The organism is Paenibacillus woosongensis, assembly GCF_009725165.1.
Classification (GTDB): Bacteria; Bacillota; Bacilli; order Paenibacillales; family Paenibacillaceae; genus Fontibacillus; species Fontibacillus woosongensis.
Genome location: NZ_WNZW01000001.1, coordinates 1179168 through 1197325 on the forward strand (window position 1 = coordinate 1179168; position 18158 = coordinate 1197325).

Sequence of the window (18158 nt, forward strand, 5' to 3'; positions counted from 1 at the left end):
ATCTCTTGCAGGAATTTAGAGCATTGGACACTAACCCGCCGCTAATGTCAAATGCTAGGATGAACGCAATAATAGTTTGCCAACTGTTCCAGCCCATAAACGGCCAAATCTGAATTAGCAGAAATATAGGAATGACAAAAGCCGAAGCAAGGCCTAGTATCTTCACGGCTGGATAGGTCCCTGTCCCTGACGAAAAGTCGGGCTTTCCTTTGTAATTCCATTCTATTCGAATTGGTTTTTTTCCCATAGCTTCTACTCCCTCAAATCAGAGATCAATAGATGAGTATTTATTATCTTAATAAAAATTCTTTCCTATGCTGAGTTATTTCAGTATCCTCAAAAATTCGATCCATGGGCCGACATCTTGATTGTATCTTTTAGCCATGATCCGCAGAATTTGCGACATATGCGTAAGATCATGGACAACCCAGGTTGATAGTAATTCTCTTATTTTAACTGTGCCAAATTGAGGATGATTCCCCTTCAACTCCAGTTGCTCCTCCGTATGGACTAATGCTTGTAACCGGTTTAAGTTTTGCATTCTGAGTTTCTGAAATTCCGACAATTTATTATCCAAAGACGATTCTGATTCTCTAGTTAAATGGGCGTACCTGTCAAATGGCGGAAACGATACAGCAGCCCCTTGTCGAATGATCAATTCAAGTCTTGGTATCCAGTTGTATTTCTCACCTTCAATGAGGTGTCCGATAACCTGAATGGGAGTCCAAGTTTCCTCGCCTTCATTGGTATGCAACCAATTGTCTGACAATCCGGCTAAAAGACTAGTCAACGTACCTGGGGTACTTTTTAAAACTTGAATCGCTTCATTCATGTCAAAGTTCATATACATCTACCTCTCTTTCGCTTGAATTCATACAAGATCATTCTGACACATGGCCCTTCAATATAAGTTGGGTCTGGTCAACGTTTTGTTAGTCTCTTCCTTTATTTTCGCATGCCGTCCCATGATTGACCTTTATCTGAGTGTACTCATTTGTTAGAATAATTGAACTTCCATAAAATATCAATTTTACTTACCGAAAATTACAACAAAGTAGCCTCTCTTCGGGCGTGAGTATCGACACCCACCCCGTCCATAAAAAACCTCAGAGATGGTCTCTGAAGCGTGATTAGCTGCAAAACATATTTATATCATCTAAAGCTGAATGAGCATGCCCTCTGACAAAATTACTTTCATCATTAAATGCATCATTGATAAGTGGAATAATTAGTTCCTTTCTAACCGCTCTGTGTATTCTAGCAATATGACCAAAACATAGAATTGCTATTCAATTATACATTTTCCTCCTACAAGCAGAGCCTAACTCAAAAAAAAGCCTGTGGAAAATTAGACCACAGGCTTTCACTTATTAAGCTCTATTTTTTCTAAAAAATCCCCGAGTTAGGTCCCGCTTGTTCAAAATAAACAAACACCTGCTAAAAGACAGCCCTCAAACTCGCATTCCACCGTTGCCCTCATTAATAAACTCGTGCTATAAAACAGTCATTCCCCCAATTATTCACTCAACTTTTTCTGTCACAACTTTATTATAATCTGAATAATGTCATGATAGAAAAACAGGGGAAAGGCTTGATGGATCTGGCTTTTTCCAGTTCTCCATTCATCCCTTCCCCCATTTTATCACGGCTTTATTTGATTTTTAGCACAGGTTTATTATGAATAGCAGGGGTTTATTGTGGGGTTACACATTCCTCATCAACAAGGCCACACTCTCCACATGTGTTGTGCTTGGAATAGGAACATGAATCACTCCTTTCATTTACTGAGGGCTTTTTTCGATTTTGCCTGCCCATCTTGGCTTGAACGCTGCTCGTAAAGCCTGTTTTATAAATAAAAGTTAACTTATAAGGATTAGAGTTGCCATCATCAAGGCTCTCTCCAATTATAACTTTATCAACGACACTCTCAAACACATTCCGGTCAAATGTAGACAGGATGGCATTCGTTTGAAGCACTTTTCGGAAATGTTCAATTCTTTTCTCGATATTGATTTCTTCTTGCGCCGCTTCCTCCAATCGCTCTCTTTCGTCGAGCAGTTCGGTCAACTTGGACTCCAGTTCCTCAAACTTACGCTCATATGTTAGGCGGTCTATTTTTTCTTCCAGATGCAAGTCGATCAGTTTACAGCGCTTATGTTCAAGCGCCTGAATTTCACTCATAATTTTGTTCAATCGCTTCTGATTGTTTTGTTCGCTAAATACGGATTCCATTCTGATAAAAAGTTCATCTAACGCATCCTTATGATTACTGCAAACTAATTTGTACGTTTCAATAAATGCGCCTTCAATAATTTTTTCTTCTATTCCTTTGCTATGCGGACAAAATCTTTTTCCCTTCTTCGTGTTAGTGGTACACTGCCAAATTGTCTTTTCATGCGATGTACCACTATTCCAACTCCGCCGAGAGAAGTTGGAACCACAGAACGCACATTCCAACTTGCTGCTAAAAGCGAATTTCCTACTGTATTTTTCCCGTTTACTGCCTTGTTTAAGCTTCCCGCGATTTTTTCCTCTACGGTGCAATATATCCTGTGCCTTGTTAAAGACTTCCTCACTGACAATAGGCTCATGATGATTTTTGATGTAGTATTGATCTTCCTCACCATGATTTTCGAGTCTGCGCTTGGAAATGGGATCAAGAGTAAACGTCTTTCCCTGAAGGAGATCACCTTTATATTTCTCATTCTTAATAATGCCTAGAACGGTTGTATCATTCCATTCGGGATTCCCTCTTTTCGTCTTATATCCAAATTCCATCAGTTCTTTTGCAATCACATAAGCACCAACACCAGAAATATAGCGCTCAAAGATGTAGCATACAATCTTAGCTTCTTCCTCGTTTACCGATATCTGTTTGGTAACGGGATCATAGTCATATCCAAGGCAGCTTTGAAATCCAACCAGTTCCCCACGTTGCATTTTCATTTTCAAGCCCATTTTTACAATAGAAGAAATATTCTCAACCTCTTGTTGAGCAACCGAACTTAAAATGGTTAGTAACATTTCCCCATCCATAGTAAGCGTGTTGATATTCTCTTTCTCAAAAAATACAGCAACGTTTCTTTCTTTCAACATGCGAACATATTTCAAAGTGTCCACAGTATTTCTGGCAAACCTTGAAATGGACTTGGTAATAACCATATCAATTTTGCCATCCATGCAATCCTTTATCAGCCGTTGAAAATCATCACGTTTCTTCACTTGGGTTCCCGTGATGGCTTCATCCGCGTAAATGTCCACCAATATCCAATCGTTTCGTTGGCTAACCATATCTGTATAGTGAGCAACTTGCGACTTATAGCTGCTTAACTGTTCTTCCGTGTCGGTACTCACTCTGGCATAAGGAGCAACGCGCAAAAGGTCTGGCCTTCCTCCAACACGATCTGATAGCTTCCGATTGGCTTTGATTACTTCAACTGCATACCCCATTGTTAAGGCTCCTTTCGTCTTATTATCACGATCAGTGTAATAAGAGTTAAGCAGACCAACAATTGTGCGAATCAAGAAGTCAGGTCTGAAACAACATCGTATTCCTTCATGGTTTTGTTTTTGATAAGAGTAAACTCTTTTTCCGTAATCAGTGACAGAGCCAATAATTGTTTCAACATGGCAATTTGCATGCTATATCTGATTAATTTTCGACTCATCATAAGCCCCCCCTGTTTGGTTCATTACATCTAAAACAGAGATGCGACAAAGGACGATCACCTTATACGCATCTCTGTTCTTCCTTGTTTTGGTTGTATCGCATAAATCCAATTCCAGCGGCCGGTGGTTAACGGCCTCATAGGTATAGTCCGAATACCTCTCCCAGGATCGCTGCAAGCCGCCCCCATTGCGTGATCTGCCTAAAGCAGAGCTGTGGCTGGACGGAAGTATCATTATCCCCCGCATGGGTCATCGCCTTAAATGGAACCACCATTTATTATTGCACGGACAAAAATAAAATCGCTCTCACCCTGCTACTTCAAACACAGATCGAAAAAACAAGCAGAATGGTCATGGCGCACCTGCAAATTGGCTTTCCTAGGCATGCGGGGAACGTACTGGAATGGATGGTATTTAATTTTCAAGGTACGGAAAAACAGTAGAGGACATGCCCCTCTATCATCCTTTTCATTTTGAAGCCAAAATCGGACCTTTCTGCGAAAAAATAAATAGGAGAGGATAGAAAGCTCTTGGTACAGAGATTAGAAATCTCCGGTAGCGTGAGCTATAATGATGGCGAGGTATGGAAGAATGGTCCCAACAAGAGAGGTTCTGAGCTTTGTCAGAAAGCTCAAAAAAATGATGAATCAATGTGAGGGAAAATAATGTGAGTATTTCGAGATCATCATCTGCATGCTCCGAGAGTTTAATCTCGGTTACAGAATAGATGGGATGTATCTATTGCCGAAAAAAAATAACAATGGCCACTTAATGCTGTCGCGATTAAATCTCGGTCAATAACCAGCTTTACATGTAAGGAAACTGAACAAAGTGAAGAAAATCCCGTTGAAGGTGGAAGCTAGTGAACTGGGGGATCCCGAAGAATAATTCAAGAGCTTAATGCGCTGCAGGTTGTTCAGATTACTCATTATATATAGGTGCTGGTCATTGTCCGCCGCTCGACCCTGCATGCAATGAATGAACAAGCTGCACTTGCTCTGCCCTCCTATTGCCAAAAACATCTCCAGTATGGCAGATGGAATGAAATCGAATTAAGGCGTGCTCTGCATTTTCGAAATCGCCATGGACTAGCACGCTCTATTGCTGAAGTTCAGCTAAATTAGCGGAAGATAGTTTCGCAATAATACGATCAAAATCTTCTGTTACCTCATTGTAATTAAGCCAGCAGTACCACTTAAACTCAGATGTTGTTTAACTGACATGTATAGACTCCATTTCGTTGGTTTTCTGGAAAAGTCTTGTCTTATCTTGTGCTTATATTGCGACAGTTATGTTGAGAGTTATCCTTAAGGGGCAAACTATATAGCCTGCGAATTAGTATCTAGGTATGGTTTCATCTGAACTAAGTACCTTTCTCAAAGACCGGAAAAGCTTCTTCTTTGGAAACTTGAATCATTTCTTGAGGGAATGTTTTCTTAAAGTACTTTTCTACTCTGTGATGGATATCTTTTTGATACCATTCCGAATGTCCATAGGCTTTGAACAACTGTGGCTTGCCGAGTCGTTCAGAGCGTTTCCCCATCAAACCATTCCCGATATTAAGTGTATCTATCCATATCCGATCTACGATACCTTCCAGTAACTTTGGGAAATCCGGAGTGAACGGCAGTACAGGTGAAATTGACGCTTGTATAGTTATCCCTACCTCATGTACTTCTCTTAATGCTTGAATTCCCAGCTTAATTCCCGGTGCAACCGGAGCAAAAAGCCGCTTTATATCTTCCCGATCGGTTTCAATTGTCATTGACAAAATGGGCTTCAAAGATAGGAGTAAGGACTTGGAGAAGAGCCTGTTGGATAAAGCGATCTACCACAGACGAAATGCCAAATAATCTGACTACGCCGTCGGGTTTCGGGATTTCGACCCTTCGGACTGGTGCCGTTTGATAGGCCCCTTCTAATAGTTGTTGTCGTATAAGCGGCCAGTGCTCATGGGGCTCGGAGTTTGCCGGACGACGCTTAACCATCACTTCAAGGCCCTCCGGGCTTCACCCATCTTTCCTTGGAAGAGTTCCGTCAGGAATTCTGCTTCAACGCGTCGTTCTCGAAAACGTCTGATCCATCCTTGAGTTGACATTTGGCCCTTCCCTTTTTCAGGCGTACCTTACTCACGCACTATGACCTTTGCTGACTCCTGCACGCTCAGCAAAACCTTACGGCCTTGGTTACCATCCTCAGATGGCGTTCCGTGCAGGCCTCCTCGGATAAGGATGCGTACTTTCATCCATGCACCTGTCCAATATACCCATACAGCCCTTGGCGCCTTAGGACTTCGCCTTGTTTCGCAGACTCGTCCGACTGTACTAGCCTCAAATTGGATTCTTGTATCTCAGGTCGAGTGTTTGCCTCCAGCTTCCTTCAGATTCCACCTCACGATGGACACCCTTACTTTTGGCTAACGGTAGGCGCTCGACAGCCCCCGTTCGGGAACTTTCACCCTAAAGCACGGCACCCATGCCGGGCGTACCAAAAAGGGTGCAGAAGCAAAAGCGCTTCTGCACCAAACCTTATTGTGACAACAGCTCCAACAATCTCAGGATACTGGTGACCGCTTCCGCGCGGGTCAGCGTCTCATTCGGCGCGAAGAGATTGCGAGCGCGACCGTGAATGATGCTCATGATACGAACCTCTTCCACGTAACTTTTCGCCCATGCCGGAATACTGGCATCGTCTGCAAAGCGGGTGTGCGCATGGTCGGTCAACTCCGCTCCTGTTGCTCTTGCGATCATCACCGCCATTTCCACACGAGTGACCGGGCGCCCAGGTCGAAATGTTCCATCTTCATATCCTGAAACAATGCCTGCCCTTGCCGCCAAATCAATCGCTTGCTTTGCCCATTCGCCAATTTGCTCCCCGTCCGCAAAAGCAGGCGCATCGCCTCCCGCTCCTCCTTCCAGCCGCAAGGCATGAACGAGCATCAAGGTAAATTCAGCGCGGCTGACGGCATGATCCGGTCTAAACGTACCGTCAGGGTATCCGGCAACGATGCCTTTTGCATAGGCTTCCTGAATGAACGGCTCCGCCCAATGACCCGCAATATCCGCAAATAACGGCTCCAAGGAAGGCGGGTCCGGCATCTCCTCTTGCATACGTTCCACGGTGATGGAATACGTTCTGCGCGTTCCGTCTTCTGCAGTGACCACGATGTCAATGATATCCGTATCCGTGTGCAAGGGGATGCGAATGCTTCCCTGATCACTCCGGACTTGCCGACCATTCACGCTGATTCCAGCCTGATGAGATGCAGCACGGACCGTGAGCTGGATACTGTCAGCATCATGCGGGATCAAAGCCTTGTACGTCGTAATGCCCCCCGAAAATTCCGGTATCAGCGCGCCTTCTGACAAGATGAGCTCCCTCAGTGTTGCATTGCCGGAGCGGATATAGACAGGCGGACTCGGCGGTTCTGAAGAAACCGGTTCCCTTTCTAAACGAAAGCGCCGGGATATTCGGTAACTCTCTTGACCAATCTGATCTTTGGCGTAAATGTGCAAATACCAGTCACCGCCGTTTTTGTCTGCATGACTCAACGTGCTTTGGTTAATGAAAGGTTGCCAATATGCATGTTCATCCAACGGGTCTGAACTCGTTGACCAAACATAACGGAGGGAAGCGGCATCGATCCCGCTGCCGTCGTCCTTCACGTTGACTTGACTGGATATGGTCCGCGAAAGGGTTTCATCGCCATCGGGATTCAATTCGATCTCCGGATTCGTGTGATCGATACGGATGAGTACATGCTCGCTCATCCTATTGCCTAATACATCTTCCACTCTGAACCAAAGCGAGTACTGCCCCTCTGTTGTGAAGTCGAGCGGATCATGATAAATCTCCCAGGTCGCTCCTTCATCCAACGAATACACAATGGGACGCAGCGCGATCCCGTGGTCATGAGAAGCATAAACCGTTGCGGTCACACTTTGGTTCGTCCACATTCCGCTTGGATATGCTTGACTGTCATTATCGGTAAAATACAAATCCACATCCAGCTTCAGACCGCTTCTGCTGATCTTCACGGTCCGCTCAACGATCGTACTCTTATTGCCGATTTCATCCATCGCTTGCGCCTGGATCTTCGTTTGCCCTTCTTCCGTCACCTCGAAACGAATCGGTGTACCGTTAAATGGATGGTCCTCCCACTCCTCGTCGCCGATTTTCACGCGTATCGTGTGAACATCTGTCTGCCTTGGGTTAGCGGCGCTGTGGTCGATCGACATTTCCACTTTGGCAGCATTGGTCCAGCCGTCGGGATGAAGGGTTATTGTGGGCGGTTCCGGATTTCCGCTGTCCACGACGATGTCGAAAGTCTCCGACTTGTCGAATAAAGATACGGTGATCGTTGCTTTACCACCTTTGACGGCGCTGACCTCTCCGTTAGGATCAACATGCACAATTACGGGGTCATCCGGATCAACAGTATACGTGGCGGTTGTCGTCGCATTGTAACGATCCCCGTTTTGATGCTCCGTATTCACGGTAATGTTGGTCTTGTCATCAAGGTTCAATCGATCGTTCGCAATGGACGCATCCCAGGAGATGAGCGGGTTTTGCCATTGGAGAAATGGCCGATGTCCGTCGTATTGGTACCAGCCCTCTATGAGATCCCAATCCTTAAATGTTTCCGGATCGCGAAGATCTGCCTCTGCCACAGGTATTCCGATTCCATTGTCAGGGAGTTCACCATCAGTATAGCTATCGGTCAACCAGTAGCTGCCGGTGACATCAATGATATCTCCTTCTTCATCATAAGCATAATTCGCCCCGACCAGCCCGCCAGTCTCAGAATGACCTGTTACCTTGCCTGTCGTGTAACAATGCTCAACCTCTATCACTGAACCGTAACCCCGTGTAGTATTATACCCGCTCAATCCACCCACGAATCGATTACCGTTAACATTCCCTGTCGTATACGAGTTCTTAATCCTGATCACACCAAATGGAAGATCTATAACTCTACCGACTAATCCACCTACAAATTCGGCTCCATTGACCTCTCCAGTCGCATATGAATTCGTGAGTTCATTGACACTGCCCAAATTTCCCGATTCAATCATGCCAACTAAACCACCTACATTAACTATACTTCCCGTAACGTTACCTGTTGCAAATGAATCGCGAATCGTAATCTTTATTCTAGAACCGTCTAATTGACCTACCAATCCTCCGACTTGACGGTTTCCGACAACATCGATATGGGCCGATGACCCGATCACGTCTTTTCTAATCAGACCTGCTAACCCGCCGACACAGAACTCTCCTTGAATAAGGGTTCCCGTTATCGTACTGTTTTCAATCATCCCGTTGCTATACCCTACTAACCCGCCGACGTAGCCTCTCCCTTTGATCTCCACAACTGCGAGATGGACATTCCGGATGACAGCTGTTTCTGACGTCACTCCAAACAATGATTGATAATCTTTGTCTGAACGGTTGATCTTTAATCCTGTAATTTGATAGCCATTGCCATCAAATGTTCCGGTAAATGGAGAAGAGTATACCGTTGCTATTGGCAACCATCCTTCTCCAGCACTGTAAGTTGAAAGATCAATATTGACTCCCAATCGGAAATGGGCATCCAGATAATCTCTCACCTTGTCCAGCTGTTCAGCGCTTTCGATCATATACGGGTCTTCTTCCGTGCCCGAGCCGCCGGCAAAATCACTGCTTGACGGCGCGAATGCACCGCCATCGGCGGCCTGAACCCCATTCCCGTCAGTCCCGACGAGTTGTGTCCAGATCCATCCGAAACAAAGAACGAACGCCGCCAACAGAACGGCTGATTTAAACGGTCTCATTTTCCTTTCACTTCCTTTCCAACGTGCGGAGCCCGCCAGTTCAGCATCATTGTCCGTCTGAAAGTCCAATTCTCGCCTTCTCCAAGGCTCCCAGATCAATCTTTTCCATCGCAAGCAATGGCCTTGTTCACGCTCTGCTGTTGTTCCCCGGATTCGTCGAAACTGATCGCTTCCTAGTCGGAGGGAAATACTTGTCAGCACGATGCTCTATCATCTATCCAACAATCTTAGCAGCATCACCGTCGCTTCTGCACGGGTAGCCGTTTCGTTCGGCACAAAACGGTTTCCGCCGCGGCCATCGACAATGCCAAGTTTGCGGATGGCTTCGACCGCCCCTTTCGCCCACTGCGGAATCGCTTCATCATCGGCAAAGCCGGGTAACGCATTCGCGTTAAGCTCCAGTTGTAGCGCTCGGGCGATCATCACCGCCATCTCCGCGCGGGTGATCTGCGTGTTTGGCCGGAAGCTGCCATCGTTGTATCCAACCACGATGCCCGCTTGTACGGCCTGCGCAACGGCTTGCTTCGCCCATCCGCCGATCCGGTCATGATCCGTGAAAATTAGCGCGGAGCCGTCACCTTCCAGTTTCAATGCACCTGCCAGCATCACAGTAAACTCGGCGCGTGTGACTGGATGATTCGGTTTAAATGTGCCATCTGGATAACCGCTGACAAAGCCTTTCTCTACAGCACGCATGATATAGTCCTCCGCCCAGTGTCCAGCGATGTCGGTCAATGCAATAACCGGTTCATTTGGCTTTGGCATTTCACGATAAATGGTCAGCGTATAGGTTTTCTTCGTGCCATTCTCCGCTTGTACCGTTAGTTCAATCGTATTGTCGCCTTCCTCCAAATCGACTTGAATACTGTCCGTAATTACCTTGTCCTTCCATACCACTTTCGCCGCGGAGTGAGCTTCTTTGACCACAATCTCAATTCGTTCGGCTTCTGTACGGGCCGTATATTCTGTTGTTCCAGAAGCAAATGAAGGGCTTAGTTTCAATAATTTCCCTTCCACCCATACTTGCAGATCCGCAAGATCCGCATTGTTGGACAACACACGGCCGCCCCCGCCACCACCGGAACCGCTGTTACCTCCTGGTGCTCTTGGGGTCGCTATCGCTACATTAGAGAAATCGCTGGCCCCCTTCACAGTGATAGCCTTCACTACAAATGCATACGTTGTTCCGTTCGTTAATCCCGTGACGATGTAGGAATTCGCCGACACATTCGATTGAATGAGCTTCCAGTTCGCCGGATCGACAGGAGCTGATGTGCCTTCCGCTTGGTAAACTGCGTAAGTCACGCTACCTGTTCCCGTGACAGCCTCCCACTTTAATGTAACGGAACGATCAGCCGCCGAAGCTGTTAAATTCGCCGGTGCAGGTATCGTTGCAATCGTGTAATACTCTTCCAGCACTTCGCTGTCCAGCATGCCTTCCTTCACCGCAATCGCCTTGAGCGTCATTCCCCCAGTCACTTCGATGGGTGCGGTATATTCGGCACTGCTGCTCGTTGGCGTACTGCCGTCCATCGTGTAGTAGATTGTTGCATCGTTCGTATACGTGCTCAACGTCACCGTTGTACCAGCCGGGACTGCACCGCCCGCAGGACTGGCGACTGGCTTCGATACTTGCTCTGGCTCCGCTTCTTGTGAGAGCGTGATCGTATACGTTTTACTTTCTTGCAAATAAGGGACGACTTCCACGGTAACGACCGTTTGCTCATCGGTTACTGGTATATTGACTCCTTTAGCGGGATCGGATTGTCGCTCACCATTCACATACACAGCTGCAAATTCCGCATTTTCCAGTGTCGCGAGCACGTTCACCAACGTAACATGATTGTCAATTAATACCGTGTATTCCTGTTGTACAGTATCAAACAAGAGTTCCAATTCCCGACCGCTTTGATCGGTTAGCTCAATCGTTTCGAGATCGCTTGTTGGAATGTTGAGTTGATCCGAGACATTATCGCCCCAACCGACAATCGCTCCATCTGCTTGCAAGGCTAACGTGAGAGGTGTACCTGCCGAAATCGCTACAACTTCACGCAAATTAGAAGGAACTTCGAGTTGGTTAAATGTGTTATTTCCCCAGGCAACCACCGTGCCGTCCGACTTTAAAGCAACGGAATGATGGCGACCTGCACTGATGGCCACAACATCCTGCAGGTTTTCGGGCACTTCTAACTGTTTATACGTATTATCTCCCCAAGCGACCACCGTACCATCCGTTTTAAGCGCCAAGGAATGGTAATGTCCTGCGCTAATCGCTTTTACATCATGCAGACCACTTGGCATATCCAGCTGGTTCCATTGATTCGCTCCCCAAATCACTACTGTACCGTCAGCCTTCAGAGCAAGGGAGTGAAACAATCCTGCACTAACGGCAATCACCTGATCCAAATCATCAGGCACATCGAGCCGCTTATCATTCTCCCCCCCTTCAATTCTACCCCAGGCAACGACTGTGCCATCGGCTTGCAACGCCAAAGCGTGATAGCTGCCTACGCTGATTGCCACTGTCTGTCCTTGCACTTCAGGCGGAATCGCCGCATAATGAGAACCGTCTCCCCAGATCACAATCGTGCCATCGGCTTTTAATGCCAGGCAAAAATCCTCCCCCGCCTCAATGGCGCGCACATCTTGCAAATCGGCAGGAATCGATAGGCGATTGTACAGATCGCTTCCCCAGCCGAGTACTTGGCCATCGGAGGTTAACGCAAGCGAATGGTTTTTCCCGGCAGCCAATTGTTTGGCTTTCACACGTTCATGGACATGTTCCGGCACGTCAGTCTGACCGTCATCATTATCCCCCCAGGCAATGATCATCCCATCCGCTTTCAAGGCAAGCGAATGTCGGTATCCCGCTGCAATCGCGATCACACCGCTTTTCGCAGTTTCGGGTACAACCGTTTGTTCGTTGTCTTCCCACGAACCGTCTGAAATGCCCCAGGCAATGACAGAGCCGTCAGATTTCAGGGCTAGAGAGTGTTTTTCCCCTGCCGCAATGGCGATAACGCCGCTTTCCGCCTCTTTCGGCACAGAAGATTGTCCGTAATCGTTACTCCCCCAAGCAATCACCTTGCCCGAAGCAGTTAACGCTAAAGAATGATCAGATCCTGCACTAATGGCTACTGCCTGGCCCTGCACCTCGTCAGGCACATCGAGTTTTCCTTCGCGACCATCTCCCCATGCAATCACTTCTCCGGCAGCCGTTAACGCTAAAGAATGCCAATATCCCGCCGCGATGGCGACAACGCCGCTTTCCGCTTCTTCCGGCACATCCGATTGACCATAAGAATTGGAGCCCCAGGCAATGACTTTCCCTGAGGACGTGAGGGCTAACGAATGGAAGGCAGTATTTCCCGCTGCAATGGCTACGATATCGCTTTTCGCTTCCGCCGGTACATTAGCTTCGCCGAATCTTCCCCTTCCCCAGGCGATGACCTCGCCGCCGGATGTGAGAGCGAGAGAGTGGTCTTGTCCTGCAGAAATCGAGACAATACTGGACTGTGCTTCAACAGGCACCGTTGTTGTGCCACCTTGATTCAATCCCCAAGCCAGAACTTCCCCGTCCGCTGTTAAAGCGAGGGAATGGTAACGCCCCCCTGCGATTTGCTGGATTCCTCCCCAACGATCACTCAAGGCTGGATGAAAGCTCCCTTGAGCAGACACGTTGTCATAGGGTACCGTGATCAGAAACGACTGGATGAGCAGCAAAGTGATGCACAGCTTCACCAAGCCGTTCCCCATATTGCTTTTATATGATTGTTTCATGCTTTTTCCCCGTGGATCCATCTCTTACAAATCCTCCTTCAGGTTAATCTCTTCATAGCTTCATCCGATTTATTATACAAACTACCTTTTCCTTTGTGATCAACCCTGACTGTCACAAAAATCACAAAGGTTGAAGAAGGGGGTGGAGTTTATTTGGATAAAAAAAGGAACGGATCAGAACAACTGCAGTGTTCTGGCACGTTCCAACGCTTGCAATCGATTTTTGGTCTGTAATTTGCCGTAGATGTTATTAATATGTGTTTTTACGGTTGCTAGAGAAACATTCAGTTTGAGCGCTATATCTTTATTGGACATCCCCGTTTCCATCAATCGAAGTACACTTTGTTCTTTGGCTGTTAAAGCAACCGCCGTTCTTTCATGGGGAATGCTGGCTTCCCTGTCAGCTGGCTGGAACAATCTTAGCAATCGTTTCACGTAGGGTAAAGGCACCTTTTGACTGGGGCGGCGATGCTGATTTTGGCGCAATCGGATATATTGCTCCAATAATTGGCCAAAAGCTGCCCCTTCGTCAACAAAGGTTCGAATGTACCCTTCTGGCCACGCCAATGCAAGCGCTTCTTCCAACACGTCCATACATTCTACAACCTTTCCTTGTAGGGATAAAAGCCTACCCTTACGAACAAGAAGACGGATTCGATCGCTTTGCCGTCCTGTTTCTCTAGCCATGAAAAGGAGACGCTCCGCTAAAGCTGCAGCTTCCTCGAATTTCCCCTGCTCTGCCAGTATAGAGACCAGTAAATCATATTCCTTGATCATGGATACCGGAATTTCATCATGGAATCGGAGGCCGCTCTTTCTCAGCCATTGTTTCACCGGTTTCTGTTCCCCTCGCATCCAGCCTAGCATGGCTCGAAACGAGGCGATTTTTCCGGACAAATGGGGATTCGCCATCTTGGACGTTTGTTGGGCTAACTCTTGTAATATTTGATTTGACGTCTCCTCGTCTCCTTGTACGGCGGCAATGCGGGCAAGCCATAGCGCTGCGATGGTCGCTAGGCTTCGATTATCATGCAATCTTCCAAAATCATAGGCTTGGCGCATAACCTTCTCCGCTTCGACCAAGCGATTTCGTTCGTACTGCATTTTTCCTAGGTCGATATATATATGAGCGATAAAATAGACATTTCGGGTTCCGGACCAAATCGAGAGCAAGGGAATTAACACCTGTTCCGCCAGTTGAAGGCTGTCATCCGACACGTAAATGTCCAACACTGGATGATAACCATCCCGGTCGCTCCCGAACCCAATGAAGAAATCGCCTTCCGGATGCTTCTCGACATATTCCTTTGAAAATTGAACCGCATATTCAAAATCACGATCCAAAAACGTGCGAAATGCGGCCAGAAAAGCAAGTCCGGCATGTAATGTTTCGGCTGCCGAAGGAGGAAGGGAGGCTGCGTCTTCATCCAACCTGCGAAGCGCTCTCCAATACCCGTCTGTGGCCGCTTCGACATGCCCGGACATGTATTGGGAGGCAAGTTTTGTCAACAGCATCATCGGCCTGGCAAATAACAGCGTGTCGGGAATCGCGCTCAACCACGTGCAAAGCGTTGTCCATTCCGTGTCCATCAGTTCCTGTGCAATTTTCTCTATTAATGAAAGCGCTTGTTCGTAACCGGCGGCCTTAAGGTAATGATCCACCGCTTCATGCGGATAACCGTTCTTTTCAAGCCATTTTCCTGCTGTCATATGATAGGTTTTCCATTGCCGCGGCTCGCGCATTTTCAACTGCGCCGTCAAAAATTGCCGGAATAGATGATGATACCTGTACCACTCCCGCCGCTCGTCCAAAGCTACAAGAAACAAGCTTCCCTTGTCTAATTGTTGCAAATACGCATGACTTTCGGCTATACCGGTTACCGCTTGACAAAGTTCGCCCGTCATCCGATCCAAAATCGATGTATAGAGTAAAAATTGCTGCATCGTTTCGGATTGAAGGGAAAACACTTCATCGAAGAAGTAATCCGATATATCACGTTCCGTTCCCGCCATCTTCCAGACCAGCGACGCGGGATCAGCATGTTCATGTAACGACAAGATCGCCAGTCGCATCGCAGCTGCCCATCCCTCCGTCTTTTTTTGTACGGCGGCTATGTCTTCACTGGACAATTCCATATAGGAACACTTCGCAAAAAATTCAATCGTTTCGTCCGGAGCAAAGCGGAGATCGCTTGTATCCAACTGGTTCAACCCATTTCCCGCTCTGATTCTGGAAAGAGGAAGCGATGGAGAATTTCGGCTTGCGAGATAGAGATGGACATGTGGCGGCAAACGTTCCAGCAGATAAGTGACCCCCTTCAAGATTGATTCTTCTTCGATATGATGAAAGTCATCCCAAACGAGCACCGTTGTTTGCGAGATACGATGAAGCCCGTTGACGAGCGCGGCAATCAGTGAAACTCCCGATGGATCTTCCACGGCATGACGAAGCACGGCCTGTTCGTTAAAAGACGGATAAGCTTGTTTTAGCGCCGCAATCGTATGTGCCCAAAAACGCATGCGATCATTATCCCCTTGATCGAGTGAGACCCAGGCGACAGGCTTTTCCAGCGTCATCGCCCATTCACCGAGCAAGGTGGTTTTGCCATACCCGGCTGGTGCTGTGATCAAAGTAAGTGTGCGCTCCAAACCTTCATGTAAACGATGAATGAGGCGTGAACGCACGACCAGCTCGCTTCGTGATTGGGGAATATGAAGTTTCGTGGCTATGATCATGGTTTGACCCCTCCCTTATTTGACAATCGTCATGAGATATGAACATTTTTTCTATTATTTTACCAAAAAACTTTTATTTAGGTAGGGCCTTATCGGAGCATGTCGATGCTCCTTTTACATTTGAGGAATAACACGATGACATCACGTAGTCTCGTCGACGCGACTTTTCTCCGTTGAACCATATCAGGGTGAAATCACTTTGATCGACAATGCTGGGGGTTACTATTAACATGAAATAGAACAAAGTTCGTCCTGCTCGCTAGTCGAGCACAGGAAGGCGGACGATAAAACCTTTCATCGTTTGCTCACGACAATATTCAATCGTTCCCCCATGCTTTTTAATAATGGATAATGTTATGGACAGACCTAGACCTGTGCCTGCCTTATTCTTCCTTCTGCCTTCCGAAGTTCTATAAAACGGTTCAAAGATAAATGGAATGTGTTTTTCATCTATACCATCTCCGGTGTCCATAATTGAAACGAAACACTCGCCTTCTTGACTTGTGCATGTGATGATCACTTTTCCTTGTGGCTTGTTGTACATAATAGCGTTCTCGACCAGATTGCTAATGGCTCTCTGGATTAAAAGATCGTTCCCGTATATCTCAACACCAGGATGGTTGTGGATTTCAATAGAAATTGTCTGTCTTGAAGCTAAATCGTTTAATTCACTCACTACTTTACGGATCAGCGAACCAACTTCAATCACATCCTTATCCGGGTCATTATTTTTAGCCAGTACAAGCAGTTCATTGATCATATGATTCATTCGTTTTAACGTCTTTTCAAAAATGTCCGAGAGCTGCTGATAATCTTCCATAGTCGCGGATGGGTCACTCCTCAAGACTTCCAGATTCGTCTTCAAAATCGTCAAGGGAGTTCTAAATTCATGAGCGGCATTGGCCATAAAACGTTCTTGCTGTTGAAAAGCATGTTCTATTTTTTTCAGCATGGTATTGAACGATTCCGTTAATTCTTTCAATTCATCATTTGGCAGTTCCTTAACAGGAAGCTGCACAGACAAATCGTTGGCATTGATTTTCATAAGCCGTTCACTCAATAAACGCACTGGCCACAGACTTCTTTTGGAGAGATAAAACGCCCCGACCCCACCTAATATAATCATGATGATCAGACAGATCAGCGAAAAAAGGAGAACTTGTCCTTTAAATGCGATCAATTCAGATGAAAAGCTTACATCCGATATGAGCATTCCCTCTTCGTTTACCTGATTCACTTCAATGGTGGGTACGATCACTTCTTGGTCTTGTGGAAGCAGTATATCGTTAGGCTTCACATGGACGGCAGGAAGCATAATTTGCACGAAAATATTGAGCGAAACCATCAGAAACACACCTGTCAATATGATTAAACCCAGGTTCCACAACACGATTGTTCCTGCCAATGTAAGCCGCCTGCTTTTCGTCATTTTGGCAACTCCTCAATTTGTTTGTTCAGTTGATAGCCGTACCCTGGCACTGTATTCAAAAAGTTTGCATGGATGATGGATCTTATCTTACTACGCAAAGTCGTAATATGTACCCTGACGGAACTAGAAAAAGGGTCTGCATGCTGGTCCCACACATGTTCAACCAATTCTTCAGAAGAGATAACTTGATCAGGATGAGATAAAAAATACTGTAATATGGCAAACTCCTTACGAGTGAGTGTCAACTGTTGCCCAGCGCAAGTTGCTGTCTTCGTAATCGGATTCAACTCGATAGGGCCATAGGTGAGCAACGGGCTTTCTCGTAAAAGATCACGTCTCAATAAGGCGCGTATTCTTGCTTTCAGTTCTTCAAAATCAAATGGTTTACCAAGGTAATCGTCCGCACCCAAATTCAATCCTTTCACACGAGAAGGCGTATCCGAAAGCGCCGTCAAAATCAGCACTCTGATTTGTTTGGAAAGATGTCGTATGTGTTGCAGCACATCTAGCCCATCCCTATCTGGCAAGTTTAAATCCAAGATGATGATATCGTAGGCATGGATTTCCGCCAGGTGACAGCCTTCTTCTCCATCTAATGCAATGTCTACCGCAAATCCTTCCATTTCCAATCCTTTTTTGATCGCACTCGCCAAATCTTGTTCATCTCCGATCACCAACATCCGCATCTTTAGCTCACCTCTCAATAAAACGTCGTAGTCGGGGAATGG

General features: G+C 46.6%; 10 protein-coding genes and 2 pseudogenes. All 12 read right to left on the reverse strand.

What is annotated here, in order from left to right:
• Positions 1 to 322 precede the first annotated feature (322 nt).
• Positions 323 to 844, reverse strand: coding sequence for a DinB family protein (locus GNP95_RS05530; protein WP_155609837.1), 522 nt, complete (start codon positions 842 to 844; stop codon positions 323 to 325).
• An 848-nt stretch (positions 845 to 1692) separates the two neighbouring features.
• Entirely contained in the window at positions 1693 to 3525 is a 1833-nt protein-coding gene (locus GNP95_RS05535; protein ID WP_230873667.1) for a recombinase family protein, read from the reverse strand.
• Positions 3522 to 3671: an SHOCT domain-containing protein gene (locus GNP95_RS05540; RefSeq protein ID WP_230873668.1), complete on the reverse strand. Its 150-nt coding sequence runs from the start codon at positions 3669 to 3671 to the stop codon at positions 3522 to 3524. Before GNP95_RS05540 ends, GNP95_RS05535 begins: the two co-directional genes overlap by 4 nt.
• A gap of 134 nt (positions 3672 to 3805) precedes the next feature.
• A complete protein-coding gene (locus GNP95_RS25695) occupies positions 3806 to 3943 on the reverse strand; it encodes a hypothetical protein (protein WP_196427078.1) in 138 nt (45 codons plus the stop codon).
• A 695-nt stretch (positions 3944 to 4638) separates the two neighbouring features.
• A pseudogene (locus GNP95_RS26095) lies at positions 4639 to 4878 on the reverse strand (GTP cyclohydrolase); the annotation flags it as partial.
• A gap of 154 nt (positions 4879 to 5032) precedes the next feature.
• The gene (locus GNP95_RS05545) at positions 5033 to 5434 is read right to left on the reverse strand and encodes a hypothetical protein (protein WP_155609839.1); all 402 of its coding nucleotides are present in this window, start codon (positions 5432 to 5434) and stop codon (positions 5033 to 5035) included.
• 4 nt (positions 5435 to 5438) lie between these two features.
• Positions 5439 to 5618 (reverse strand): annotated as a pseudogene (locus GNP95_RS26100) (group II intron reverse transcriptase/maturase); the annotation flags it as partial.
• 579 nt (positions 5619 to 6197) lie between these two features.
• On the reverse strand, positions 6198 to 9485 hold the full coding sequence (locus GNP95_RS05550) for an S-layer homology domain-containing protein (RefSeq protein WP_155609840.1): 3288 nt from the start codon (positions 9483 to 9485) through the stop codon (positions 6198 to 6200).
• 210 nt (positions 9486 to 9695) lie between these two features.
• Positions 9696 to 13265, reverse strand: a complete 3570-nt coding sequence (locus GNP95_RS05555) for an RCC1 domain-containing protein (RefSeq protein WP_196427079.1) — start codon at positions 13263 to 13265, stop codon at positions 9696 to 9698.
• A 174-nt stretch (positions 13266 to 13439) separates the two neighbouring features.
• Positions 13440 to 16001 (reverse strand): LuxR C-terminal-related transcriptional regulator, encoded by a 2562-nt coding sequence (locus tag GNP95_RS05560; protein WP_155609842.1) that lies wholly within the window; start codon positions 15999 to 16001, stop codon positions 13440 to 13442.
• 259 nt (positions 16002 to 16260) lie between these two features.
• Positions 16261 to 17430 carry a sensor histidine kinase gene (locus GNP95_RS05565; RefSeq protein ID WP_155609843.1) on the reverse strand — a complete coding sequence of 390 codons (1170 nt, stop codon included), beginning with the start codon at positions 17428 to 17430 and terminating at the stop codon, positions 16261 to 16263.
• A complete protein-coding gene (locus GNP95_RS05570; protein WP_155609844.1) occupies positions 17427 to 18116 on the reverse strand; it encodes a response regulator transcription factor in 690 nt (229 codons plus the stop codon). Before GNP95_RS05570 ends, GNP95_RS05565 begins: the two co-directional genes overlap by 4 nt.
• Positions 18117 to 18158 lie beyond the last annotated feature (42 nt).